The organism is Megasphaera geminata F0357, from assembly GCF_000239275.1.
Classification (GTDB): Bacteria; Bacillota; Negativicutes; order Veillonellales; family Megasphaeraceae; genus Megasphaera; species Megasphaera geminata.
The window spans coordinates 54,741-80,168 of record NZ_JH417584.1; the positions used below are offsets into that span (position 1 = coordinate 54,741).

Annotated in this window: 25 protein-coding genes and 1 pseudogene; 4 read left to right on the forward strand and 22 right to left on the reverse strand. The window is 49.9% G+C overall.

Features of this window, described 5'->3' with window-relative positions; translation table 11 throughout:
• Positions 1-12 precede the first annotated feature (12 nt).
• From gatC to HMPREF0080_RS04175, 12 genes and pseudogenes are all read right to left on the reverse strand, one after another.
• Positions 13-303, reverse strand: coding sequence for an Asp-tRNA(Asn)/Glu-tRNA(Gln) amidotransferase subunit GatC (gene gatC / locus HMPREF0080_RS04115; RefSeq protein WP_006789985.1), 291 nt, complete (start codon positions 301-303; stop codon positions 13-15).
• Between the two features lie 78 nt (positions 304-381).
• Positions 382-2,382 carry an NAD-dependent DNA ligase LigA gene (gene ligA, locus HMPREF0080_RS04120; protein WP_006789986.1) on the reverse strand — a complete coding sequence of 667 codons (2,001 nt, stop codon included), beginning with the start codon at positions 2,380-2,382 and terminating at the stop codon, positions 382-384.
• A gap of 15 nt (positions 2,383-2,397) precedes the next feature.
• Positions 2,398-4,598 (reverse strand): annotated as a pseudogene (gene pcrA, locus HMPREF0080_RS04125) (DNA helicase PcrA).
• 72 nt (positions 4,599-4,670) lie between these two features.
• Positions 4,671-5,942 carry a manganese-dependent inorganic pyrophosphatase gene (locus tag HMPREF0080_RS04130; protein WP_006789989.1) on the reverse strand — a complete coding sequence of 424 codons (1,272 nt, stop codon included), beginning with the start codon at positions 5,940-5,942 and terminating at the stop codon, positions 4,671-4,673.
• 123 nt (positions 5,943-6,065) lie between these two features.
• On the reverse strand, positions 6,066-6,407 hold the full coding sequence (gene rplS, locus HMPREF0080_RS04135; protein ID WP_006789990.1) for a 50S ribosomal protein L19: 342 nt from the start codon (positions 6,405-6,407) through the stop codon (positions 6,066-6,068).
• Positions 6,408-6,574: 167 nt separating this feature from the next.
• The gene (locus tag HMPREF0080_RS04140; RefSeq protein ID WP_006789991.1) at positions 6,575-7,141 is read right to left on the reverse strand and encodes a hypothetical protein; all 567 of its coding nucleotides are present in this window, start codon (positions 7,139-7,141) and stop codon (positions 6,575-6,577) included.
• 19 nt (positions 7,142-7,160) lie between these two features.
• Positions 7,161-9,209 carry a glycine--tRNA ligase subunit beta gene (gene glyS, locus HMPREF0080_RS04145; protein ID WP_006789992.1) on the reverse strand — a complete coding sequence of 683 codons (2,049 nt, stop codon included), beginning with the start codon at positions 9,207-9,209 and terminating at the stop codon, positions 7,161-7,163.
• Positions 9,209-10,084, reverse strand: coding sequence for a glycine--tRNA ligase subunit alpha (gene glyQ, locus HMPREF0080_RS04150; RefSeq protein WP_006789993.1), 876 nt, complete (start codon positions 10,082-10,084; stop codon positions 9,209-9,211). The genes glyS and glyQ overlap by 1 nt, the downstream gene beginning before the upstream one ends.
• Positions 10,085-10,360: 276 nt before the next feature.
• Positions 10,361-11,104, reverse strand: coding sequence for a flavodoxin (locus tag HMPREF0080_RS09090; RefSeq protein WP_006789994.1), 744 nt, complete (start codon positions 11,102-11,104; stop codon positions 10,361-10,363).
• 100 nt (positions 11,105-11,204) lie between these two features.
• Positions 11,205-12,272, reverse strand: coding sequence for a metallophosphoesterase (locus HMPREF0080_RS04160; protein WP_006789995.1), 1,068 nt, complete (start codon positions 12,270-12,272; stop codon positions 11,205-11,207).
• Positions 12,273-12,434: 162 nt separating this feature from the next.
• Positions 12,435-13,406, reverse strand: a complete 972-nt coding sequence (locus tag HMPREF0080_RS04170; protein ID WP_006789996.1) for a dipeptidase — start codon at positions 13,404-13,406, stop codon at positions 12,435-12,437.
• Positions 13,407-13,423: 17 nt separating this feature from the next.
• Positions 13,424-14,635 carry a DUF819 family protein gene (locus tag HMPREF0080_RS04175; RefSeq protein ID WP_006789997.1) on the reverse strand — a complete coding sequence of 404 codons (1,212 nt, stop codon included), beginning with the start codon at positions 14,633-14,635 and terminating at the stop codon, positions 13,424-13,426.
• A gap of 181 nt (positions 14,636-14,816) precedes the next feature.
• On the opposite strand from HMPREF0080_RS04175, the gene HMPREF0080_RS04180 reads away from it, so the two are divergent.
• Positions 14,817-15,290, forward strand: coding sequence for a flavodoxin (locus tag HMPREF0080_RS04180; protein ID WP_006789998.1), 474 nt, complete (start codon positions 14,817-14,819; stop codon positions 15,288-15,290).
• Positions 15,291-15,353: 63 nt separating this feature from the next.
• Here HMPREF0080_RS04180 and HMPREF0080_RS10200 read toward each other — a convergent pair whose 3' ends face one another.
• The 7 genes from HMPREF0080_RS10200 to mutY all read right to left on the reverse strand — a co-directional run bounded on the left by HMPREF0080_RS10200 (position 15,354) and on the right by mutY (position 20,450).
• A complete protein-coding gene (locus HMPREF0080_RS10200) occupies positions 15,354-15,875 on the reverse strand; it encodes an MBL fold metallo-hydrolase (RefSeq protein ID WP_216436683.1) in 522 nt (173 codons plus the stop codon).
• On the reverse strand, positions 15,821-16,474 hold the full coding sequence (locus HMPREF0080_RS10205) for an MBL fold metallo-hydrolase (RefSeq protein ID WP_006790000.1): 654 nt from the start codon (positions 16,472-16,474) through the stop codon (positions 15,821-15,823). Before HMPREF0080_RS10205 ends, HMPREF0080_RS10200 begins: the two co-directional genes overlap by 55 nt.
• 71 nt (positions 16,475-16,545) lie before the next feature.
• The gene (bcp, locus tag HMPREF0080_RS04190) at positions 16,546-16,998 is read right to left on the reverse strand and encodes a thioredoxin-dependent thiol peroxidase (protein WP_006790001.1); all 453 of its coding nucleotides are present in this window, start codon (positions 16,996-16,998) and stop codon (positions 16,546-16,548) included.
• A 21-nt stretch (positions 16,999-17,019) separates the two neighbouring features.
• Positions 17,020-17,439, reverse strand: coding sequence for a SoxR reducing system RseC family protein (locus tag HMPREF0080_RS04195; RefSeq protein WP_006790002.1), 420 nt, complete (start codon positions 17,437-17,439; stop codon positions 17,020-17,022).
• 305 nt (positions 17,440-17,744) lie between these two features.
• Positions 17,745-18,110, reverse strand: coding sequence for a NifB/NifX family molybdenum-iron cluster-binding protein (locus HMPREF0080_RS04200; RefSeq protein ID WP_006790005.1), 366 nt, complete (start codon positions 18,108-18,110; stop codon positions 17,745-17,747).
• Positions 18,111-18,204: 94 nt separating this feature from the next.
• Positions 18,205-19,392, reverse strand: coding sequence for a metallophosphoesterase (locus HMPREF0080_RS04205; protein WP_006790006.1), 1,188 nt, complete (start codon positions 19,390-19,392; stop codon positions 18,205-18,207).
• Positions 19,392-20,450, reverse strand: coding sequence for an A/G-specific adenine glycosylase (mutY, locus tag HMPREF0080_RS04210; RefSeq protein WP_172633475.1), 1,059 nt, complete (start codon positions 20,448-20,450; stop codon positions 19,392-19,394). The genes HMPREF0080_RS04205 and mutY overlap by 1 nt, the downstream gene beginning before the upstream one ends.
• Before the next feature lie 116 nt (positions 20,451-20,566).
• On the opposite strand from mutY, the gene HMPREF0080_RS04215 reads away from it, so the two are divergent.
• From HMPREF0080_RS04215 to HMPREF0080_RS04225, 3 genes are read left to right on the forward strand one after another with little or no spacing between them, the layout of a single operon-like run.
• The gene (locus HMPREF0080_RS04215; RefSeq protein ID WP_006790009.1) at positions 20,567-21,361 is read left to right on the forward strand and encodes a DUF4931 domain-containing protein; all 795 of its coding nucleotides are present in this window, start codon (positions 20,567-20,569) and stop codon (positions 21,359-21,361) included.
• 5 nt (positions 21,362-21,366) lie between these two features.
• Positions 21,367-22,092 (forward strand): metallophosphoesterase, encoded by a 726-nt coding sequence (locus tag HMPREF0080_RS04220; protein ID WP_006790010.1) that lies wholly within the window; start codon positions 21,367-21,369, stop codon positions 22,090-22,092.
• A 1-nt stretch (position 22,093) separates the two neighbouring features.
• Complete coding sequence (locus HMPREF0080_RS04225) at positions 22,094-22,324, forward strand: hypothetical protein (RefSeq protein WP_006790011.1); 231 nt, start codon at positions 22,094-22,096, stop codon at positions 22,322-22,324.
• A gap of 5 nt (positions 22,325-22,329) precedes the next feature.
• Here HMPREF0080_RS04225 and HMPREF0080_RS04230 read toward each other — a convergent pair whose 3' ends face one another.
• The 3 genes from HMPREF0080_RS04230 to folK are packed head-to-tail and all read right to left on the reverse strand — an operon-like array spanning position 22,330 to position 25,411.
• On the reverse strand, positions 22,330-23,880 hold the full coding sequence (locus tag HMPREF0080_RS04230) for a sensor histidine kinase (RefSeq protein WP_006790012.1): 1,551 nt from the start codon (positions 23,878-23,880) through the stop codon (positions 22,330-22,332).
• Positions 23,877-24,554, reverse strand: a complete 678-nt coding sequence (locus HMPREF0080_RS04235) for a response regulator transcription factor (protein WP_006790013.1) — start codon at positions 24,552-24,554, stop codon at positions 23,877-23,879. The genes HMPREF0080_RS04230 and HMPREF0080_RS04235 overlap by 4 nt, the downstream gene beginning before the upstream one ends.
• A complete protein-coding gene (gene folK, locus HMPREF0080_RS09400; RefSeq protein ID WP_006790014.1) occupies positions 24,539-25,411 on the reverse strand; it encodes a 2-amino-4-hydroxy-6-hydroxymethyldihydropteridine diphosphokinase in 873 nt (290 codons plus the stop codon). The genes HMPREF0080_RS04235 and folK overlap by 16 nt, the downstream gene beginning before the upstream one ends.
• Between the last annotated feature and the right edge of the window lie 17 nt (positions 25,412-25,428).

Genomic DNA, 25,428 nt, shown 5'->3' on the forward strand with positions numbered 1-25,428 from the left:
AACGGACCTCCTTTATTCCTGGATAACTTTGGGTACTCTGAAGTACCCGTTTTCCGATTCCGGGGCATTTTGTAACGCCTTCGCATTGGGTAACGATTCATGAGGCACGTCGTCACGCATAACGTTGGACAGGGAAACCGCGTGTGCCGTCGGTTCTGCGGCTGTAATATCCGCCTGTTCGATGAGCTCCATATAAGACAGAATATCGCTGAGCTGTCGTCCGACCTCTTCTGTCTGTTCTTCTGAAATTTCCAAACGGGACAGCAGGGCGATTTTCTTTACTTCTTCCGCACTGATTTTCATGGAAACACTCCTTATCACTGAAATCACTTCTATCAACAACGGTTAATTATAGCATAAGAAAGGACGCCGTGAGAACTGCTATTCTCTTTGCAGCCACGCTATAAATTCTTCTTCCGAAATAATACGTGTCCCCAAATTTCTCGCTTTATCATACTTGCTCCCCGGTTCGGCGCCGACCACGACAAGGGTGGTCTTTTTCGTAACGGAACTCGTACATTCACCGCCTCGTTCAATCACGGCCGCTTCCGCTTCTTTGCGGCTCATAATTTCAAGCCGGCCTGTCAGGACCACGATTTCACCGGCAAAGGAATCGCCCTTTGTTTCTTTCTTCTCCGCCGTCATATCAACTCCGGCCGCCTGCAACCGGGCCACGAGTTCCGCATTGTCCGGCAAAGCGAACCACTGGCGGAGCGACTCGGCAATACGCGGACCGATTTCATCGACAGCCGTTAATTCTTCGAGCGAAGCTTCAGCAAGCACTTCAACGGAACCGAAATGCTCCGCCAGAATACGACCGGCCTTGGCGCCGACGAAACGAATGCCCAAGGCAAAGATAACGCGCGCCAGGCCGACTTTCTTGCTGTTCTCAACGGCTCTGAGAAGGTTATCCGCCGATTTGTCGCCGAAACCGTCCAAAGCGCTCAGTTCTTCTTTTTTAAGGCTGTAGATATCGGCTACATTGCGTATCAGCTTCCGCTCCAGGAGCTGATTGACAATGGCCTCACCGAGACCGTCTATATTCATGGCATTGCGGGAAACGAAGTGAGCGACTTTTTCACCGATGATCGCCGGACATTCGGGATTGACACAACGCGTTGCCGCTTCCCCTTTAAGACGCACAACCGGTTCGCCGCAGCCGGGACAGCGGGACGGCATGACAAACACCGTTTCCGTCCCGTCGCGTTTCGTCGTAACGGGACCTACCACTTCCGGGATAATTTCACCCGCTTTTTGAATGATAACTTCATCGCCGATACGAATATCTTTTTCTCTGATGTAGTCTTCATTATGAAGAGTCGCCCGTTTTACAGTCGTTCCGGCAAGCCGAATCGGCTCAAGATCCGCCGCCGGTGTAAGAACGCCGGTTCTGCCGACGCTGACGGAAATATCAAGCACCTTGGTCACGACCCGTTCAGGCGGAAATTTATAGGCAACGGCCCATCTGGGAATTTTCACCGTATTGCCGAGACGGGCCTGCTGCGCAAAGGAATTGACCTTGACTACCATTCCGTCAGTGGCATAAGGGAGTTCGTCACGCCGCTCATCCCACGTATGAATAAATTTAATCACATCTTCCATATTGACGAATTTTCTATATTCTTTATTAACGTGAAAACGGAATTTTTTCAAGTCGGCCAGCAATTCTTCCTGACTGTTGATTTCAATGCCCACCGTACCGCCGATGGCATACGCGAAAAAGGAGAGGTTCCGTTCAGCCGTTATTTGCGGATCCAGCTGCCGCAATGAACCGGCGGCGGCATTGCGGGGATTGGCAAAGGGTTCCAGCTCATCTTCCTCACGCTGCCGGTTAAGAGCATCAAATGCACCGACGGACATATAGACTTCGCCGCGAATCTCAATATGAGGCGACATATTGTTGATCTTCAAAGGAATCGTTTTGATGGTACGCACATTGTTTGTCACGTCTTCCCCGACTATGCCGTCACCGCGGGTAACGCCGCGAACGAATGTGCCGTTTTCATAAATCAGATTAATTGCCAGACCGTCGATTTTCAGTTCTACGACGTATTCGAGCGCTTCACCGCCCAGATCGTCACGAACGCGCCGATCGAATTCACGCAATTCGTTATCGGTGAAGACATCGCCCAGACTGAGCATAGGCCTGTCATGGGTATATTTAGTAAAGCCGCCCTGGATTTTATGCCCTACCCGTTGTGTAGGCGAATCGGGCGTAACCCATTCGGGATGCGCCCCTTCAATCTTCTCCAGCTCACGGTAGAGCAGGTCATACTCATAATCCGTAATAGACGGCCTGTCGAGCGTATAGTAGAGATAACTGTAATAATCGAGCTTTTCTTTCAGCTCCTGAAGGCGTTCATACTCCTTATCCTTTACCATGCCCAAACTCCTTTTCTATTCTTTTTCAAGGGGCGCGTATTTAGCAACAACCTGGCGTATCCCCTTGGTCGGGAAGGATATTTTCATTTGCATACCGTCCCCTTCACCGATGACTTCAAGGACGGTGCCGCTACCCCAGACCTTATGACGCACTTTATCGCCCGCCTTCCACGCTTCCGTAACGGCATGAGCCTTCGGTAAACTCGAGGCTACGCCCCCGGCAAGAACCGATACGCGCTGTTTACCCGGCACCGTGACCGGCTGCCGCGGCATCGCCGCTTTACGCCTGTATACTTCTATCAATTCTTCCGGTATTTCGTTTAAAAAGCGGCTCGGCAAATACGCCGACACGCGACCGTACACAGTGCGTGTCGAGGCGTTGGTCACATAAAGCTGCCGTTCCGCACGGGTAATGCCGACATAGGCGAGCCGCCGTTCTTCTTCAATCTGAGAAGCATCCATGAGCGTACGGCTGTGCGGGAACAGCCCTTCATCAAGACCTGCCAGGAAAACGACCGGAAATTCCAGCCCTTTGGCGGCATGTAAGGTCATGAGCGTAACCTTGGACTCGGTGCTTTCAAACTCATCCGCGTCACTGACAAGAGCTACATTCTCTAAAAAGTCCTGTAAAGTTCCTTCAGGATTATCGTGCATATATTCCTGGGCCGCGTTGATGAGCTGCCCGACATTCTCCTTACGGCTCTCCCCCTGCGGATCCCGGGCCGCCTCTTTGTCCAGCATATCCCCGTACCCCGTTTCCTTAATGACATGCTCAATGAGCGTCGGCACATCCCATTCTCCGAGATGTTCCAGAAGGCCGAAGATAAGCGCGGAGAAATCTTCAAGCGACGTTTTCACCCGCTTCGTAACGGGCAGCTCACCGGTCGTGGACAAGGCATCAAACAAAGAAATACCGTTACGTTCCGCATATTCCGTCAAATGTTCGAGAGACGTCGCGCCGATGCTCCGCTTCGGCACATTGAGAATACGCACCAGGCTGAGACTGTCTTCAGGATTATACAACAGGCGCAGATAGGCCAGGACATCTTTAATCTCTTTGCGGTCATAGAACTTCGTTCCTCCGACCATCGTATAAGGGATGCCGTAACGCATGAGTTTTTCTTCCAGCACGCGGGACTGGGAATTCGTGCGGAAAAGAACGGCCATACTGCCGTACGGTTCATTTTCAATACCGTGCCGGTTATAAATGACGCCGGCAATATAGTCCGCTTCATCATGCTCGGTTTGGGCATGATAATGAATAATCTTGTGCCCCTCCGGGTTTTCCGTCCACAAGTTCTTTTTCAGCCGTGTTTCATTATTGTCGATAACTGCATTGGCCGCGTTCAATACCGTCTTGGTCGAGCGGTAATTCTGTTCCAGCCTGACATTCGTGCCGTCCGGATAATCACGCATGAAATCCATGATATTTTGGATATCCGCACCGCGCCAGGCGTAAATACTCTGATCCGCATCCCCGACAACGCAAATATTATGCCATTTGGCAGCGAGTATTTTGGTCAATATATACTGCGCTCTGTTCGTATCCTGATATTCGTCGACAAGAATATATCGGAAGCGTTCCTGATATTTTTCCCGTATATCCTGACGTTCCCGCAACAGCCGTACGGACAGCAGGAGAAGGTCATCAAAATCAAGAGCGTTGTTATCTTTCAGTTTCTTTTCATAAAGGCCGTACACCTCGGCCACCTGCCGGGCATAAAAATCATCTGCCTGCAGGGCAAATTCCCGCGCCGTAAGCAACGCATTTTTAGCGGCTGATACCGTCCCCAACACGGAGCGCGGCGGAAATTGCGCCTGTCATCAAGGTTCAGATCTTTAAGGCAGCCTTTGACAAGACTTATCTGATCGGCCGAGTCATATATTGTAAAATTGTGCGTATAGCCGGCAAAGCCGTCGATCTCAAAACGCAGCAGCCTGGCACAAAAGGAATGAAATGTACTGAGCCAAATACGTTCGGCTTTGGCACCTACAAGAGTTTGAACGCGTTCCCGCATTTCTTTCGCAGCTTTATTTGTAAAGGTAATGGCCAGAATTCGGTACGGCTCAACGCCGATCTCTAAAAGACGGGCAATGCGGCAGGTGAGTACCTTTGTTTTACCCGAACCGGCGCCTGCCGTAACGGACAGCGGTCCTTCCGTGTGCATAACCGCTTCCAGCTGTCTTTCGTTTAACGTGTCATAAATGGGATTCATAACCGTCCTTTCCCTACAAACAGATGAAAAGGCCCACACCGTCGTGATGAGGGCCTTTCCAGCTCCGTGGGCTTACAGAGAAGATAAAATTTGCGGAATGACCTGTTTCTTACGGCTCATGACGCCGGGCAAGTACACCTCGTTGCCTAAGACATCTTTGGCAAAGGCCTTTCCTACTACGCCGTCCATATTTCCGGCAAAGATCAGGTTTGTCGCTTCATCAATAATGCTCGTAATCATCAGGAAGGAAGCGAGATAATCATTGTCTGCGCGCAATTTTTCCAAAGCATTGAGAAGGGTTTGTTTCTGGTCGAGTAAATCCGTCGTGTCCATTACCTGAACCTGTGCCACCGTAAAAGTCTGCCCGTTGCCGTTAAATTCTTTCATATCGTTACGGACGATTTCATCAGGTGAAAGATCCGATACATTGGCGCCGGCTTTGAGCATTTCCATCCCGTATGCTTTAATATCGACGCCGGCAACGGCCGCCAGTTTTTCGGCAGCGGCCTTATCTTCCGCCGTGCAGGTAGGCGAACGGAAAAGCACCGTATCGGAAATGATCGCCGATAAGAGGAGCCCCGCCATATTCTGCGGTATGGAGATACCCGCTTCTTCATAAAGAGCCGTTACCATAGTCGCGGAACAACCGACGGGACGGAAATAGATGAAAATGGGCGCATCCGTCTCAAGCGTGCCGCCGATACGATGGTGGTCTACAACACCGACGATTTCCGCTTCATCAATGCCGTCGATAATCTGTTTCTTTTCATTATGGTCAACGAGAAATACCTTCTTTTTCGGCGCGGCGGCTACGCAAGCCGCACAGATGACGCCGATATATTCCGTACCGTCGACGACAACATACCGGCCTTCCGCAGGTACATCGTGACCGTTATCGGACGTGGAAAACACAGTTTCCGCATCGTGAACAAGGTCTTTAACCAGATCAAGCTCATTGCCCGTTACCGTCCTGATAAATTCTTCCGCCAAAGCGCCGCGCTCCAAAATACCGGCAAACTTGCCGTCATTGACAACAGGCGCGAAATCGTGCCCCTCATGATCCGAGAACCAGCGTGCCGCATCTTTCAAAGAAGCGGAAAGAGCAAGCGGTTCCACGTCGCGGTGCACCGCCTCGCCCACTTTGATATAAAAATCCGTTACGAGAGGCTGAGGCGTTACCTTAAAATACTCCAACGCAAACGTCGTTTCTTTGTTAAGTTCGCCTGCGCGAACAGGTACGGCATCTATACCCTGCAATTCTTTTAATTTTGCCAGTGCATAAGAGGAACAGATCGAGTCTGTGTCAGGGCTCTTATGGCCGGTTACATAAATACGTTCTGCCATCCGGATCACCTCATCATAAAATAGTTCTGATATGGTTTTTATTATAGCACAGAGGCCTCGTGTTTTAAACTCCGGAGGCCACAAAAAAAGGCCCTCACAGAGAGCCTTTTTACGGGAATATACTTACCGGCGTTCGCGGATACGAGCGGCTTTGCCTGTCAGACCGCGGAGATAATGGAGTTTCGCGCGACGGACAATACCGCGGCGTGAAACTTCGATTTTCGCAAGCCGCGGGGAATGAACCGGGAAGGTACGTTCTACGCCGACGCCGTAAGATATACGGCGAACCGTAAAGGTTTCACGGACACCGCCGTTTTGACGGCCGATTACTATGCCTTCAAATACCTGGACACGTTCACGATTGCCTTCAACAACCTTTACGTGAACTTTTACCGTATCTCCGGGACGGAATGCGGGAATGTCCTTACGAAGCTGCTCTTGTTCAAGTACGCTGATAATATTCATTTTCTTTTCCTCCTACAAAGACATTCATGCCCATCGTTACCGCCGCTTTTCACGGTAATCGTCCTGCTGACAGAGGAGTGCCCGAATTAACGTATTGATTTTACCACAGAGTTTTGACCCTTTGCAAGTAAAATCCGGTAATTCCCTCACGTTCTTTCTACGCTTCCCTATTTCGGCTTACGCACGGCCCCCGCGGGGATGAAGGAAGCCTTCATATGAGCGCAGTAGGCTTCATACGTCGTCTTCATCTTAACCGGATAGACAACGGAAAAAGAGGTATACGTGCCGTTATCGTTGACCGCCATAACCTCATAAAAAACCTTATTCTTTTTCTGCCAGGAAATGACATACCCTTTCTCCGTTTTCTCATTAACCAGCAAAGCAGGCGAGCCGTTGACATTCAAATCCATACGATACAGCTGGTCTGCAGTAAGCTGCATCATATTCCTTGTAGCATATACGGAAATAACGGCATGTGTATCGGGATCTTCAAAATAACATCCCTCTCCTTTCGACGTCGCTTCCGCTTCACTGGCGGCGGCGGGGATGTCAAGAGCGTACCCGTACGCACTGTTATAGTATGTATTGAATCCGGACGTTTCGGATTCCGTCATAATAATCGCATCATCTTCCGTCGAACCCATGCCGTAACCGGGCATAGTCATGGCGGATACGCCTGTCGTCAGCAGCATCATCGCGGTAACGACAGTAATTGCAAATTTTCCGGCATTCATCTTTTCCCCTCCTCGAAGGCTAGGATAATCTTTTAATGTCCCCCAGCGGACTTATAAGGCCGAACGTTTTCGTCAAAAGGCGGATACGGTTATTCCTGACCGCTTCATTATCATGCATGACAAGAACATTATCCAGGAAAGCGTTGACGGCTTCGACGCCCTTGTCCAGGACAGTGACGGCCGTACCGTAATCATACGTCGCATAGGCCGCCTGCAGGGGGCTTTCCAATTCGGTGACAACGGTATAAAGGCGTTTTTCCTCTTCCGTTTCAAACAGTGACGGATCAACTTCCGTTTCAACGGCATCCTTTACCATATTACCGACACGGGTATAAGCCTGAAGGAGGTCCCCCCGAGATAAGAAATCGGCATCACGCAGCGCCGCAGCACGTTTCAGCGCCTCTGCGGCATTAAGGAACGCACCGTGGAGGACGCAATCGATAATACGATAATCAAAGCCCTTATCCTGAAAAATATTTTTCAGGCGAAGCGTAAAATAATCGTGAAGATTTGTCATAACTTCTTCTCGTTTTTCCGCCGGTGTACCGAGAAGTTCCAGAATAAAAGCGAATACTTCATCACAATTGATATTCCAGTCCGCATTCATAAGGATATGCAGGATGCCGATCGTCTGCCGGCGAAGCGCGAACGGATCCTGCGATCCCGTCGGTACCATGTCCAGACTGAACATTCCCGTAATCGTATCAAATTTGTCGGCAACACTGAGAAGCATGCCCATCGTCGTATGCGGCAGATCATCACCGGCAAAGCGGGGTAAATACTGTTCATAAAGGGCTTCGGCAATTGCCGGGCCTTCTCCGTCAAGAGCTGCATATTCACGGCCCATAATGCCTTGAAGTTCTGTAAATTCCTGAACCATCTGCGTGAGAAGATCCGTTTTGGCAAGCAGAGAAAGTCTTTCCAATTCTTCATCTGCAACCGGTACATCCACTTTATTTTTTAAAAATACGGTAATTGCCGCCAACCGTTGCGCCTTGTCAAAAAGTGTGCCCAACCCGTCCTGAAAAACGATTTTCTTAAGTCCTTCTATGCGGTCGGACAAGGTTCTTTTGCGGTCTTCGGCAAAAAAGAATGCCGCATCATCCAGACGGGCGCGCAAAACACGTTCATTGCCATGCCGCACGGTTGTCAGATTTTCAGCGTCGCCGTTACGGACAGTCAGGAAACGATTCATCAAATTGCCGGCCCCGTCACGCATGGGAAAATACCGTTGATGATCTTTCATCGGCGTAATGACAGCCGCTTCCGGCAAGTCTAAATAGCGTTTATCGAAGCTGCCGCAAAGAGGGGTCGGATATTCGACAAGATACACCACCTCTTCCAAAAGATCTTCATCCATAATGACGGTACCGCCTTCTTCAGCAGCAATAGCGGCAAGCCCCTGCAAGATCATGTCCTTGCGTTCTTCCGGATCAACGATAAGGAAATGCTCCTTTGCCGCCTGTTCATATACATGGGGAGCGGAAATTTCAAAATCACCCGCACCGAGGAAACGGTGGCCCCGGCTGATACGGCCTGAGCGAACATGCGCTATCTCGAAAGGGATCACCTCCGTGCCGTACAGAGCGACAAGCCATCGCAGCGGACGGACAAAGCGGACGTCTTCGTCACCCCAAATCATGCTTTTCGGAAAGGAAAGAGAGAGGATCAGCTTTTTCAGAAGTTCCGGCAAAAGACCGGCCGTCGCTTCACCGATTGTCGTCACATCGGCGTAAATATAGCCGTCTTCAACAACCAAATCGGCAACGTCGATTTTCTGACTGCGGGCAAACCCGACAGCCGCCTGCGTCGGCCTGCCGTCGGCATCATAGGCGATTTTTACGGAAGGCCCTTTATTTTTAGCCGACACATCAGCCTGTTTTTCGGCCAGGCCTTTAACGATGAGCGTTACACGTCGCGGCGTGCCGAGCGTGCGAATATCTTCACAGGCAAGCCGGTTTTCTTCAAAGGCCGCAGCCGCCGATTCTTTAACCTGCTTTAAAATGCCGGGCATATAGTGGGCGGGAATTTCTTCCGTCCCGATTTCAAGTAATAAATCCTTGCTCATTATTTTCCCTCCTTCAACATGGGAAATCCCAATTTTTCACGTTCTGCCAAATACGCTTTGGCGCAGGCACGCGACAGGTTGCGGACACGGCCGATAAAAGCGGCACGCTCACTGACGCTGATAGCGCCGCGCGCATCAAGGAGGTTAAACGTGTGGGAGCATTTCAACACGTAATCATACGCAGGCAATACATACCCGGCTTTGATAACGCGAACCGCTTCTTTTTCATATGTATCGAACAGGCGGAAAAGCATCTCCGCATCGCTCAGTGCAAATGCATAGACAGACTGTTCCACTTCATTTTGATGGAAAATATCGCCGTACGTAACGCCGGCCGTCCATTCAAGGTCATACACGTTTTCCACGCCTTGAATATACATGGCAAGACGTTCCATGCCGTATGTAATTTCCGACGATACCGGCTTGACATCAATACCGCCGACCTGCTGGAAGTACGTAAACTGCGTGATTTCCATGCCGTCGAGCCAGACTTCCCAGCCGAGACCCCAGGCGCCGAGCGTCGGCGATTCCCAGTTATCTTCAACAAAGCGGATATCATGTTCCGCCGGGTTGATGCCGAGCGCCTCCAGGCTCTGTAAATAAAGCTCCTGAATATTATCGGGAGAAGGCTTGCAAATAACCTGGAACTGATGGTGCTGATAAAGGCGGTTCGGGTTATCGCCGTAACGTCCGTCTGCAGGACGGCGGGACGGCTCAACATACGCGACGTGCCACGGCTCGGGGCCGAGCGTGCGCAAAAATGTCGCCGGGTTCATCGTGCCCGCCCCTTTTTCCACATCATACGGTTCCTGAATGATGCAGCCCCGGGAGGACCAAAACTGTTTCAACGCAAAAATCATATCCTGAAAATTCATGCTTTTCCCTCCTAAAATACAAAAAGTCCCTGTAACACTGTCGTGCTACAGGGACGAGTATATCTACCCGCGGTTCCACCCCGGTTGGTCTGAACGACCCTCTCTTGCAACCCCTTCGGCCATACGCATCAAAAGACTTCCTGCCGCAGCCTTCGGAGCGCCTTCGACCGGACGGTAAGCTCACACTGTCCTCACCTCGCTGAGCGGGTCTACTTATTCTCCTGCATCGCTGTCTCTTTATCATAGCAAAGGCCGGCGTTGAAGTCAATAACCGCCCTATTGTAAAGTCAGCCCTTCTTTTGCCGCCGTTGCTTTGACAATATCGTTAAGCCTGCTCATATCCGGTTCCGTAATATCCGGCCCCGCCGTAACCGTCGCCAGAGGCGCCAGTCTTTGAACGGTTTCCACCGTGTTTCCCGCACCGCTGTTATATGAATCGGCTACGGCAATAACCTTCTTGCCTGCCAGGTCCGTTTCCGCAAGGAAAGTCTTCACGGCCTGCGGCAATTCGCCCCACCAGATCGGATAGATGAGGATGACCGTATCATAATCACCCGGGTTGTCAACCTTCGTGCCGACCCTCACCAGCGTGTTGTTATCCAGTTCATCCTTGCCGATATCCGTCGTTTCCTCATAATCGGAGGAATACGCTTTATCGGCCCTGACGGAGAAAACGTCGCCGCCCGTTTCTTTGGCGAATGCCCCGGCAATAAGCGCATTGTTGCCGACCATTTCATTTTTCTCCAGCTTAACGCTGGCTGCCGTCAGAATATCGTAATGTTCTGAATGAACCGGCTGGCCTCCCGTATTTTCAACATACGAGAAGTAAGCGATTAAAATTTTTTTCGGATTATTTTCGCTCTTTTCCAGTCCCGGCTTCACGTAAGCAATTTTCGCTTCACCGGCGCCGGCCGCCTGTTCCGGATTTTCTCCGGAACTCTTCGTCTGCTCCGTCAAGCCGCAGCCGGCAACAGAACCGGCAATCACTACCGCCGCCAATAAAGCACTCAGTTTTTTCATCGTTCTTCCTCCCTGCACGGAAACAGCTGAAACACCCGTTCAAACAACATTCTGACAAAACGTCAACCTGTATGATACCAGATATTTCTCACTGTTACAATTATAATTTCCCGGTGGTTTGACGGTGCCGCACCGTTTCGCTTTCTGCCGGCTTGCGCTTTACCGTAATGAGGACGATTTCCGGAGCCGGGCCGAGGCGGAAAAGCGGCCCCCAGGAACCGTATCCCGAGGAAACGACAGCCGTCATTTGCCGATATTGTTTTATGCCGAAATCCAGTTCAAAGATCCGCTTAGTCGCCAGACGGTTCGGCCAAAACTGGCCGGCATGAGTATGTCCCGCCAGATAGAGGTCATACCCGGCAGCCGCGGCAAGTTTGATTTGTACCGGTTCATGCTCCATGAAAATTGTAAACCCGTCATTACGGGCCGGTCTTACTTTTTGAAATGTCGCATACATATAGTCGGCCATGCCCGTTACATAAGCGCCTGTTTCCGTACGATACGTGTCATCGCTCAGACACCGGATACCCACCTCTTCCAGAACGCGGCGCTCTTCCCCGATATCCGCGCCGTAGTGATCATGATTGCCGAAAACGGCTATCACTTCGGCGCCGGTATCTGTAAGGCGCTCCAACTCTTCCAATGACTTATCGCGCAGGACGAATTCCAAATTGCCGTCTATAATATCGCCTCCTATGAGTATCATATCCGGAGCGATTTGTTCCATTTTTTCCGCCAATTTCCTTATAAAGGGCTTCCCTTGGACGGCACCTAAATGAATATCGCTGACAAAAGCTATTTTCAAGTCTTTATCCAAAGCTTTCGCCGTTTCCGTCTCCACGCGCGTTATAACGGGATGAAGCGCCCTGTAACGGCCGCAGCAAAGAGAAAGCATGATGAGAAGGGCCGCCGCCGTCCCGTAAAGAGAAAGCAGTGAATACCAGAAAGCATGTCCCGTCACCGTGGCCGCCGCCAACAGAAAAAAGAAAGGGATCATGCCGATTACCCCGTAATAGGCCGTCACGAACCAATAGCCGCCGATTTGCGTCAGTATTTTAACGAGATTGGACGGCAGATTCAGCGCCAGTGTATACGGCAGGACAAAAAAGAAGCGGTGAGGCCAGAAAGAAGGCCAAAGCGCAGTTGCTGCGCAGCACGGGGAAGGCATAGGAATACATCATCTTCCATTCTCCCACAGCGGCAAAACAGCCGATAAGGCCCAAAATAATATAAAAAATATATCTGCGTTTATTCATATAATCCTCATTATAAAAGGAATCGACCCGGCACTATGCCGGGTCTACGGGAACCGTATGCATACCATATCTCCTTATGGAATATCCCCTAAAAGACGACGTATATTTTTATAAGCGATCTTATCCACATCGTCTTGCGAATACCCTCTCTCCCGAAGTATACGCAGGAAGCCCTGTACCTCTCCGGCATGGGAAATTCCCGGTGTCTGCACTTGCGTATTTTCTGAAAAAGATAACTCATTATCGCCCAAATAGTCACAAAAGTCAAAACCGCAGCCGATATGGTCGATACCGATGAGTTCGGCAATATAGTCAACATGATCCGCCAGCTTTTCAGCGGACGGGGCTGCCGTACTGACAAAATCGGGCCACGCGTTCATGCAGACGACCCCGTTGGCGGCGGCGATCGCCTTTAATTGTTCATCTTTTAAATTGCGCTTGGCCGGGCAAAGAGAATACGCATTGGAATGAGAGGCCAAGAACGGCTTTGTGGCAAGCTTCTCAATATCCCAGAAGGTCTTTTCCGAAGCATGAGAAACATCGACGATCATACCGAGTTCTTCCATCAGTTTAACGGCCCGGATTCCCGCAGGCTTCAGTCCGCAGAAAGACTGGGCAGCCCCGACGCCGGCAGCAAACTCATTTTCTTCGTTCCAGGTAAGCATGGCGTGGCGTACGCCCATGGCATACAGGGCTTCAAGAAATACTGTTTTCCCCTTCAGCCCGCTCAATCCTTCCATTCCGAAAAGAATCGCCGTCTTTCCTTGCCGCTGCAGCCGATCCATATCATCAAAGCGGCGGATAAGCCCTAAAGCATCCGCATTTTCCCGCAGCTCACAGAAAGCGCAACCGAGGATATCAAGCATCCGTGCCGTCGGATCTCCCGTATAATCCGGCTCGATCCAGACAGCCGCGATAAGAGCGCCTACACCTCCCTCTTTCAGGCGGCGGCGATGATACTGCTCAAATACGTGCGACTGACCGGCCAGTCGCCGTGTCGTCACATTGCTCCACATATCCGAATGGGCATCAAAAACAAATGTCATATCACTCCTCCGACAACCTATAAGCCCAGCATACTGCCGACGATAATACCCAGATACGTGCCGATAACGTAGCCGAAGGTACCGACGAGCATACAAGGACCGACAAGCTTATACCAGCCCTGGGAAATAGCCATGCCCGCCGCCGTCGTCGGTCCGCCGATATTGGCATTCGAAGCGAGGATAATATCTTCCATGTCGAACTTGAAAAGTTTGCCGAAAACAAAGCAGAACGTCATATTGACAAGGACGACGATGAGACAAAAAATGAGAAGAAGCGGGGCGTTCTGAATAATTTCCATGACCGATGCCGGAACGCCGATTACGAAGAAAAACAGATAAATCAAATACGTTCCCAGTTCCTGCGCCCCGTGCATAGCGGCAGCCTGTTTGTGAAAAAATGTAGCAAAACACATGGCCAATACCGTAATCCATACATACTGGCTGCCGAAAAAAGTATTGCACATTTGCAAAAACCAGTCGCTCTTAGGAATAAACCCGCCTAAGGCGGCGGCTATAAACTTGGATAAAGCGACGACAATAACGGCATACATAAAGTTTAACGCAATATCTTTCAGGGAAATTTCTTTCCTGCCCCAATATTTGGCAGCCAACGTTTCTCCCTCTTCCGATTTACCGTTGACAATGACATCGTCAATATGCGGATGCTTATAATATTTGCGGAAGAAAGCGCTGCCTGCCGCCGCAATAAGAATAAGGAAATAAATGGCCATATTCAGATTATCCGCGACTACAGTGGCCGAAATAACCGTACCGTCGACTTTAAACGCGTCGGCCAGAGCCGTGAAGTTGACACCGCCGCCGATATAGGATCCCGTAATCATGGCGGCTACCTGATTCAGACCGTGCACAGACCTGCCGAGAACGGCATACCCCAACAGGGATCCGGCTACCGTACCGGCTGCGCCGATGAGAAAGATAAAGAGCATACGCCCCGTTTCCCTCCAGATTTTACGCATATTCGCCTGTAAAAGCAATAAAGGGATGGCGACGGGAACGGCAAACCCCCAAACGACATCGTCAAACAACGGCGCCGACGTGGGGATAATATTCAAATTAACGAGAATCAATGCAAAGACCAGGGCTATAATGGCACCGGAAATTTTCGATGCCCATGCGTATTTCTGCTCCAGGTAGATGGCCACACCCGCGGCGGAACACATAATTGCCAAGAGCACCCACGTATTATCGGGACCTACTAAGGTATTCATGATACTCCTCCTCAATATCTGTTTTTTATAATCATACGGTACGCCGCTCAAACCTGTCAATCAACGGACGCTGTGTATACATTATTCCTGCATTCGAACAGGCGGCAACGTATACTCTATAGACAAGGCAGGGATAAATGCGTACAATAAAATTGACCTTTGCCGTAAAGGAGATGATTGGATGAAGGCTATAATTTTATACTGTTCCCGCACAGGCAATACGGAAAACCTGGTACACCGTATCTGCCGGACCATTCCTGCGGACACGTTGAAGGTAGAACCGCGGGAACCGTACGGCAGCTATATTTCTTCCGTGTTACGTGTTCGTAAAGAACGAAAAAACAATATCATACCGGAAGCACTGACGCCTGCTCCCGATCTTGCAGGTTATGACCTCGTCTTCGTCGGCTTCCCCATCTGGTTTAACGACATCCCCGCTTTTTTCGGCAGTTTCTTGTTACGCTGTAATTTACGGAAAAAGACGGTTATCCCTTTCTCCACATCGACAAACAGTACGATTCTGAACAGCTTAACTACCCTGAAAAGGATTTGTCCGGACAGCATTCTGAAATACCCTTTCGCCCATATTACTTTAAAACGCAGCGACACGTCAGGTTGGCTCAGCCTTTTAAAGACTTCCTGCGGCGCCGGATGAATCTGCCGTATAAAGAGAGTACCGTATCCTCAGTTGAGGATACGGTACTCTCTTTTACTCTCTTTATGTCATGTCTTCCCACCATGACAGGCTTTCACGCGGTTCGCCGATACGAACGGTTTCACCGATTTCGGGCGTCACCAAATCGTAACTCTTGCCCCTGCTCGCCGCCGCCAGGCGCCGATACGGATCCTGCCACAGATGCCTCGCCAGGGCGAATTTACCGCCGTGCGCGGGGATAACCTGCTTTGCGCCTACATCGACTGCGGCCCGGGCCGTTTCTTCGGGATACATATGAATAGCATGCCAGGCTTCATTATATTGCCCGTCTTCAGCGAGAACCAGATCAAACCCGCCGAAAGTCTTTCCGATTTCTTTAAAGTGTTCACCGTAACCGCCGTCGCCCGTATAGTATACCTTCCGCCGCGGCGTAACAAAAGCCATGCCGCACCAAAGCGTCGGATTCCGTGTTAAGAAACGTCCTGAAAAATGCTGCGACGGCAAGATATGAATTTCCAAATCGGGACCCGTCACGATTTTACCGTTCCAGTCTTCTTCACAGATCCGGTCCGGACAAATCCCCATTCCTCAAAATATTCACCTACACCGAGAGGGCAGACGACATAATTAATTTTATGCTTTAAGGCCATAACGGTAGGATAATCCAAATGATCCCAATGGTCATGACTGACGGCGAGAATATCGAGTTTCGGAATATCTTCGGCGCAATACACGTTACTGCCGGAAAAAGCCCTGTTCAGGAAAGGCAGCGGCGCCGCATAAGAGCTGAATACCGGATCTATAAGGATACGATACCCGCCCAGCTGTAAATAAAAGGTGGAGTGCCCCATCCAGATGACAATATCTTCGCCGCGGTCAAGCGCCTTTAAATCCGTTTTTTTCGACACCATCGCCGTGTCGGGAACAATCCCTTTCTTATCTCCGAAAAGAAAGTCCCACATCATTTTAAACCGGCTGCTCCCTTCCCGCCGTTCCATGATTTCCACAGGGACGAGATTTTGAAATTTTCCGTCCACATAATGCGGAGACGCCATTATTCGTTGCAGCCTCAGACCTGACGGCACCCTGCCGAATTCAGCCCGCCGCGTATACATAAAAGTTCCGCTGACGGCGGCAGTACCCAGAAGGCCGAGACCGCCGAAAATAAAATTACGTCTGTTCATACGATTTCCCCCGCATACCTGAATAGAAAAAACGAAGCCTCTCCGCGAGGCTTCTTGTCATACATGCATTGTTAAATTTCTCTGAGCATCTTTTCCGGATTCCTGCCGGCACGAACGTTGGGAAATACTTTTTCCACCACGCCGTTTTCATCAATAATATACGTAGTCCTGATAAGTCCCGTCACAAGTTTGCCGTACAGGTTCTTTTCACCCCATACACCGTACTCCTTAATAACCGCTTTTTCCGGATCCGCAAGGATCGTAAAGGGCAGATCGTGTGCTTCTGCAAACAGTTTGTGGGAAGAAACCGCATCCTTACTGATACCGACAACAACGGCACCTTTCTTCACAAATTCGGCATGAAGGCCGGCAAAACCGACAGCCTGAGCGGTACAACCTTTTGTGCCGTCTTCGGCGTAAAAATATAAAACTACTTTCCTGCCTTTAAAATCATGAAGGCTTACTTTCTTCCCGTTCTGATCCGGCAAGGTAAAATCCGGCGCCTTTGTACCTGTTGACAACATGGGACTTTCTCCTTTCCGACGCTACCGTTCGTCGATAATACCGATAACTTCCGACTTGTTATTATGCTTTTTCATAGTTAAATCGTACGTTTTAATTGCGGCCACGGCTACGGGTATACCGATAATAAATCCCGCGATCGCCCCGTTTTGACCTGTATAGCCGTATCGGGGACCGAAATACATCCCCAGGGCCGCGCAGACGAGTACCAAAAAAAGAGGCAGCCCGAAACAAAGAAGCGCGCCGACTGCCATATTTTCATCGGGAATCGTAAATTCCACATATTCCCCTTTTTTGGCCCCAACCCTGTTCACGGCGTCAATAACAACATTGTCCGGGGCCATCGAAGCGCTGCAGGGAGAATATAAACTGTTGCGGTTGGTCTGAATCCGTACCATGCCGTCCGGCAGTACTTCTTCAATTGTTCCCGTATTCGTTCTCATATAAAACACCTCAACTTAATATATCCATTATATTTTCAATTATAGTACGGTCGGCGCGCCGCCGCAATACGTCAAGAATGGGGTAAGCGAGAAGAGGCGGCACGGCAACTGTTTGTCCGATAAAAAGGATACGCAATCCTACCGCCAAGAAAAGACCGGTCCCTTATCCCGCAGCAACCCGTGAAGCGTATTAATATTTTCGCCGTTTTAATTTACCTTTTTCACTTTACATATAACTACAAGAAAACTATGGAGAAAATTGCTTTCTCCATAGTTTTCAGGCGTTCATTACGCGATAAGGTCCGTCAACAGCCGCATGTATGAGGTTCGTCACCGCCAAGTCCGCTACAGCCCGCTTCAGGATCGTAAGCGAGGTTATTCGTCAAAAACGCGTTGACCGAATCATCGGCACGGGCTATGACGCCGCCGTACAGTTCCATACCGGCTTCACGCACGGCCTTTTGCGCACATTCACCGATATTGCCGCAAATGACAACGTCTGCGCCCAGCTTCTTCAGCAGCTCCGCCATCGCCTCATGGCCCTCGCCGTCGTTTACGGCAAGATGGGCCGCTACAACCTTGCCGCCTTCAACGGTATATATTTTTACTTCTTTGGCTTTACCGAAGTGTTGAAAAACTTTTCCGTCTTCGTAAGGTACTGCGATTTTCATAACCGTTCCTCCTTTTCTGCATCCGCAACTTATAGTAATATAGTTAAATTATTTTCGTCAACACGCCTCTACCGCCCCGAAGAAAGCGTAAATATTAATACGCTTCACGTGAACAGCCGAGGCGAAGCGGCAGCCAATGCCCCGTACCGCGGTTGACATAACAAAAGCACTCCCCTTTTCGGTATAAGCCGCGCAAATACTTAAAACGGGTCCTGACGAATTGTTCCAACGGCGCGATTTGTCCGCCATGCGTATGTCCCGCCAACGTAAGCGGAATTTGTCGTTCTGCCGCCGCGTCAAAAAAATCGGGATGATGAGCCAATACTATCGTAAACACATTTTCCGGGCGCCCGGCCAGCGCTTTTTCAAGAAATATCCTGTTCCTCCTTGAAGAATCCTCTTCCGTGCGAGCAAAGTTATAATCAACACCGGCAAGCCAGAAAGAGGTTCCGGGAAAACGCCGGGGCCGCACAACCGTACCCTCATTACGCAAAATCTGTACGCCCGCTTTTTCGAGCATAGCCGTAATCTCGCGAGTTTCCCGGAAATACTCATGATTTCCGTAACAAAAGAAAATGCCGTCCGCAAAAAGCGGCACGGATTCCCGCAATACTGCACCGCATTCTGACAGATAACACATTTCGTCAAGAATATCCCCGGTTACGACAAGGATATCCGCCCCTTTTGCCGCTACGGCGGCAACGGCTTCACACAAATCGGACGGATTGAGGAAGACGCCGATATGGCAGTCTGAAATTTGCCCGACCCTGTATCCGTCCAACTTTTGCGGCAGTGTCGGGAAGGAAAGGCCGCAGGAAGTTACCTCCAGCCTGCAGTTTCCGTCAATAAAGCCCCATGTATCAACGGCGCCCAAGGCTAACGGCAAGGCCGCCAGGCCCTTCATAAAAGCACGGCGGGTGACGGGGCCATCACCTGATAAAGACGCGTTTTTTCTCCCTTGCCGCTTTGTCTTCAAGCGAATGAAGAAAGCCGTTACACCGATTATCGAAGCAATCGGCAAGAATACGGCCATTGTCAACAGCCAGTCGGCCGAGAAAGCGGCGCCGTACCGTAATACCTTCACGTATGGCAGGTCATAAAGCAAATAAAAGCGCTCTTCATACAGCCATAAACCGGCGACGGCAACGGCAGTGATACCTATACTGCAAACCGTAACGACCCGTTTATGTCTGTACGCACATACATAAGACCATAAAATAAGAGAAACGGTCGTGCCTGCAGATGTTACGAACAGAAACAGAAGTAAGAATAATCCTTTCATCACAGACAGGCAGTAAGTTTACCGTGCGGCCCCGCCCAGGGCAAAGCCGCATATTTTTCGACGGGCAACCACCGCCACACCTCGCTTTCCGCCAATTCCCCGGACACATAACGGCCTTCATAAACTGCGAGATCCCATTTTTTATGAGAAAATACATGCTTCAATTCCGCAGTCACCGTTTCTTCTACGGAAACGACAAGCCCCTGTCCGGAAAGATAATGCCGTAATCCGGCCCCGTCGCCATGCGGCTGATCGCACCGCACCATGGGAAACTCCCACATAGAGGCCAGCAGTCCTTCAGACGGCCGGCGATGGATTAACACGGTATGGCTTTTACGGCAAATGAGTACGGCATACCGTTCCGTAGGCGTATCCTTCCCGGTTATACGAAGAGGCAGCTCTTTTTCCAGCCCCGTTGCTTTCGCTTCACAGAAATGCCTTAAAGGGCACTCACCGCATTTGGGGCTTTTCGGGATGCAAAGAAGAGCCCCGAACTCGATAAGCGCCTCATTAAAAACACCCGCCTTTCCTTCGGGCAGCTGTTCTCGCGCCAGTTCGGTCACTTTTTTCTTAACTTTTGCGGAAAGAATATTTTCCCTGATTCCGTAAAGGCGGGCAAAGACGCGCAATACATTCCCGTCAACAGCCGTTTCATCTTTATTATAAGCAAGACTGGAAATGGCCCCGGCCGTATAATCGCCGATTCCCTTCAACGTGAGGAGCTCCGATTTTTCCGCCGGTATGCGTCCGCCGTAACGGCTCACGACCTCCTTTACGGAGTCATGCAGGTTACGGGCCCGTGAATAATAGCCCAGTCCCTGCCACTGCCGCAGTACCTCATCCCCGTCGGCCGCGGCCAATGCTTCTACTGTCGGAAAATGTTCCATCCAATTTTCATAATACGGACGAACTGCTTCAACCCTGGTCTGCTGCAGCATAATTTCGGAGACCCATACGGAATAAGGGTCCCGCCGGCCCTCCGTACGCCACGGCAAATCGCGTCGGTTCCGATAAAACCAGGAAAGGAGCGGTTCAGCCCATTTAACATGTTGATCCACTTTCAATTATCCTTATATTTTATAACCGAATCCGGCTATATCAATTATATCATATCGTTTTTAAAACCATATGCAGTATGCTACAATATAAAACACACGGGAAAGAGGAGATATAAATGAACGGTTCGGATGAAGAAAAAGTGCTGGAATTCAACCTGCATATAGGGAAAAAAAAACCTGATACGGTCCACCGCAAAGAACCGTACTGCCCTTTCTGCGATGTAGAAAACCTGAAGGGTATTTTAGCTAAAGACGGCCTTATGATTTGGCTAAAAAACGCCTTTCCCGTCTTAAAGAACACGTACCCCACCTTGATCATCGAAACGGACAACGATGACGGTGAATTTTCCGTTTATGCTCCCGCTTATGCGGAACGGCTCATTCGTTTCGCCCTTGACAAATGGTATAAAATGAAAGACTCGGGACGGTTTAAATCGGTTCTTTTTTACCGCAACTACGGATATATGTCGGGCGGCACCATTCACCATCCCCATATGCAGATAGTCGGCCTTGAAGACTATGACTATCATGATACCGTCCATATATATCACTTGCAGGGCGATAGCATACTGAAGGATAAAGAGATAGAAATAAACCTGTCAGACAAACCTCTTTTAGGCTTTTATGAAATTAATATGATTTTACGAAATACAGACGACCTGCCCGTCTTCACCCGCTATATGCAAGATACGGCGTTCTACATTACACACCGCTTCTCCCGCTTTACGAACAGCTATAACATGTTCTTCTATGATTTTCCGGAGGAACCCGGATTGTACGTGAAACTGATCCCCCGTTTTCTCACGAATCCCTTATATATCGGTTATAAAATACCGCAAATTACAGACAGCGAATCACGTCAAAAACTGATCACATCATTGCGGCAGCTGTTGTTGAAGGAAAAGGAATAAATTTTATGCGTTTATTTGCCATAGGCGATCTTCATTTATCGGGAAATCCGCCTAAAAAACCGATGGATGTCTTCGGGGCGCGCTGGAAAAACCACTGGCAGCGAATACGGGAGGATTGGGTCGCCCGTGTCACCGCCGCAGACACGGTTCTCATTGCGGGCGATACGTCCTGGGCCATGCATTTGCGGGATGCTCAGGAAGATTTGGATGAAATCCGGGCCCTCCCCGGCAAAAAGATAATTATCCGCGGCAATCACGATTACTGGTGGGAAAGCGCCGGTAAACTGAACCGCATGGATAATAAAAACAATATGTACTACCTCTACGGTACGGTCATGACGACAGATGATAAAAAATTTGCCGTCTGCGGTACTCACGGCTGGGTTTGCCCCGGTGATATACACTATCATGCGCCGGAAGACGATAAACCGTACAGGCGGGAACTGCTGCGTGTCGAGCGGACCCTGCAAATAGCTGCCGATGCAGGCTGCAGGCATACAATATTGCTGCTCCATTATCCTCCGGTCTGCGATCTTACCAAACCGAGCGGCTTTACGGAGCTTCTCGAAAAATACAGGGTACCGCTCTGCATCTTCGGGCATCTCCACGGAATGCAGCCGGACACGATGTTTCCCCGTTTCTATAACGGCACACTGCTTCATCTCGTATCGGCCGACTACAGAGACTGCAAACTCCTCGATATAACGGAAATTTTGGACAAGGAAGGGTAATATGAGTCAAATTGCCGAAAAGCATCTGCTCGCCGGTATCATCTTCGGCGATACCGCAACAGACGAATACATCTATCTCCCCGGCGGTGAAGTCGGTGCGGAAAAGCCGCTCTGTATTTACGAGCACGACGGCGAAACGGAAGATATCACTCTTCATAAAGCCGGCTATTTAATAGATCATTTAACATTAAAAAAATGCTCCCATCCCCGGCTGGGAAAAAGAGCATTTTAAAAGTCTTATTTTGCTCTGGCGACGGTGAACCATAAGGTAACGCCGTCTTTTTCATTGCGTACACCGTACTTCTGGCCGTGCAGCGTAAGCAGGGACGAAACAATTCCCAAACCGAGACCGTGGCCGCCGAACATACGCTTTGCATCGCGCGTATGTGATGAATCGACCTTGTAAAAAGGTTCCCAAATACGTTGATGGTATTCTTCCGGAATCTGTTTGCCTTCATTAAATACTTCGATTAAATAATCGTCTTCCTCCGCTTTGGCTGTAATCCTGATAGTTCCGTTCACGGGCGTATAATCGACGGCATTGGAGAGAAAGTTGTTAAGAATAATATCATACCGCCCGGGATCACCGTAGGCAGGCATTTCTGCAAGCATATTCCAGACAATACGGATTTTCTTTTCCTCTGCCGGCGCCTGAAAACGGATCTTCGTTTCTTCAATAAGGGCCACAAAATCAAAATTTGTCAGTTCCAAATGCAGCCGCCCCGCTTCCAAACGGGACAGATTCAGAATATCTTTGACAAGACCGTCCATCTTACGCGTTTCCGAACGAATGACAAAACAATAATATTCTCGTGTTTCGGCCGATACGTTCTGCAGATTTTCCAGTGCTTCCGCATATCCCTGAATGATCGCCAGCGGCGTCTTTAATTCATGGGATACGGCAGAAATAAACGACTTCCGCATATATTCAATTTCATTAGCCTTATCAAGCTGTTCCTGCAACGCCGTATTACTTTGCTGTAAAGCCTCAAGCGCCGTATTGAGCTTGTCCGACAATGTATTGAGGCTCTCGCCCACCATGTTAATTTCATCGCTCATACCCGTCCGCGACCACTTCCGCGAAAAATTGAGTTGAGCCATGTCCATGGCGATTTCCTTCAGCTCGTACAGAGGCTCAGTCAGCCTTTGTGAGGCTTTTAGCGCCCCCCAGAGAGCCAGGGCCATCCAAACACAACCGAAAACCACAATAAACCGCTGTACAATTTTCACGTTTTCCTGCAACGGTGCCAAAGGCTGACTGATCGTTACATAGGTATGATCGCTGATGCGCGAAACGAGGCTGAAGAAACGGATATGTTCACCGCCGCTGTCGGCGTAATACATAACCTTGTCCAAATCTTCAGCAGACGGTTCATACCCTTTAAGGAGCGATACGACTCCGCGAATATGCTGCGGCACGTTCGCTCTTACCGTCGCTACGGCCCGTCGCCCCTGCAACGTTTCCGCACGGTAATCGGGACCTGCCGGATCATCCAGAACAATCGCCTGATTCGGCCTGGACGAGTACGCCAGTATGCCCTGGTCGACAATGAAAACATCCGCTCCGAACGAGCTGATTATATCATCGATTTCGGTAAAGCCGATGGCTCCTTTGGCGCTGTAAATCTTGCTGATATTTTTTGCCGCCGTCACCATGTTATGCTTCTGAATGCTGTAATAAATAGGCTCAAAGCCCAAACCGATAGCAAGCACCAAGGTCAGTACAAAAGCGAAGGTGAAAGCGCCGAGCCCGCCGGCAACTTTTGCCCGTAACGAGACTTTTCTCATTGCTGCTTATCGTAACGATACCCGTAACCGCGAACCGTCTGAATATAAGAACCGCGATGTCCCAGTTTTATGCGGAGCCGGTTAATATGCGTGTCCACTGTCCGCAAATCGCCGTAATACTCATAATTCCATACTTTATTCAAGATTTGACGGCGGCTGAGAGCTTTGCCCGCATTGGTCATCAAATAATTGAGCAGCTTATACTCCGTCGGGCTGAGATCCGTGCTCTTACCGTCAATCAGCACCTGATGCGCGTCTCTGTCGATTGCGACGCCCTCTGCCGGCACGGCCTCTTCTTTTTCGTCCTGTTCACCGTGGAGACGGCGTAAAAGAACTTTCATCTTCGCCACCAACAGTTTCGGGCTGAACGGCTTCGTGATATAGTCGTCAACGCCCAGATCATAGGCGAAGAGCTGGTCAATTTCCTCATCTTTCGCCGTAATCATGACAATAGGCACCGTCGAAGTACGACGAATTTCCCTGCATACGGTCCAGCCGTCATAGCCGGGCATCATGACGTCCAGCAAAACCAAATCCGGCTTCTGATCATTGAAAATTTCCAAAGCCTGTTTACCGTCAGCCGCTTCCAGGACTTCATAACCTTCAGGACGCAAAAAATCGGCAACAAGCTGTCTCATTAACTCTTCATCATCTGCAATTAAAATTTTTTCCATATGAAGTACCCCCTTACAGGCTGTTTTACTTTCTTAATTTCATCTTTTTCGGGCAGCCGCTTTAACCAATATGTAAGCTCTTTACCGTTTATAGTTATATTTCCGGCGACTTCCGATAACGGTACGAGAACAAATGCGCGCTCCGTTAAATAGGGATGCGGCATTTCCAAAAACGCCGTATGGCTCTCTTCTCTCTCGGAAAAAAGGAGATCCAAATCGATCGTTCTGGCGCCCCACTTCTCGTGCCGTATACGGCCCAGACTTCTTTCGACAGCCCGGCAACGCATTAACAGTTCAGCACCCGTCAAAGCCGTATCAACAACAGCGACGGCATTGAGGAACAGCGGCTGATCCTCTTTTCCCCACGGCGCCGTTTCATAAAGCGACGAATATGCCTGAACCTCAAGAGCACCGTCATCCGCCAGCGACTGCAAGGCCTGAGTCATAAATCCTTCTCTGTCACCTTCATTGGAGCCGAGGCCTACATAAAAGCGGTTTCTCCTTTTACGCTCTACCCGCACGGCTACGTCGGTAAACGGGAATCCTAGCGGCGCTTCCGGTTTATGAAGGGTTACAGTCAGCGACTCAACCGTTCCGAATTCCTTTAAAACGGCGTCACCGACAGCCTGAGCCGCCGCTTCCACAAGATTATAAGGCGTTTTCTCCACAACGGCCGCCGCTATGGAACAGACTTTACCGTAATCGACAGTATCCGTCAAGTCGTCGGTCCTGCAGGCCCGCGTCAAATCCAGCCGCAGGACCAGATCAACGATGAAAGGCTGCCCTTTGCTCCGCTCTTCAGGGAAACAACCGTGATAACCGTAAAGGGCCAGTCCCGTAATGATGATTTCATCCATATGTCATTTCCCTGCTC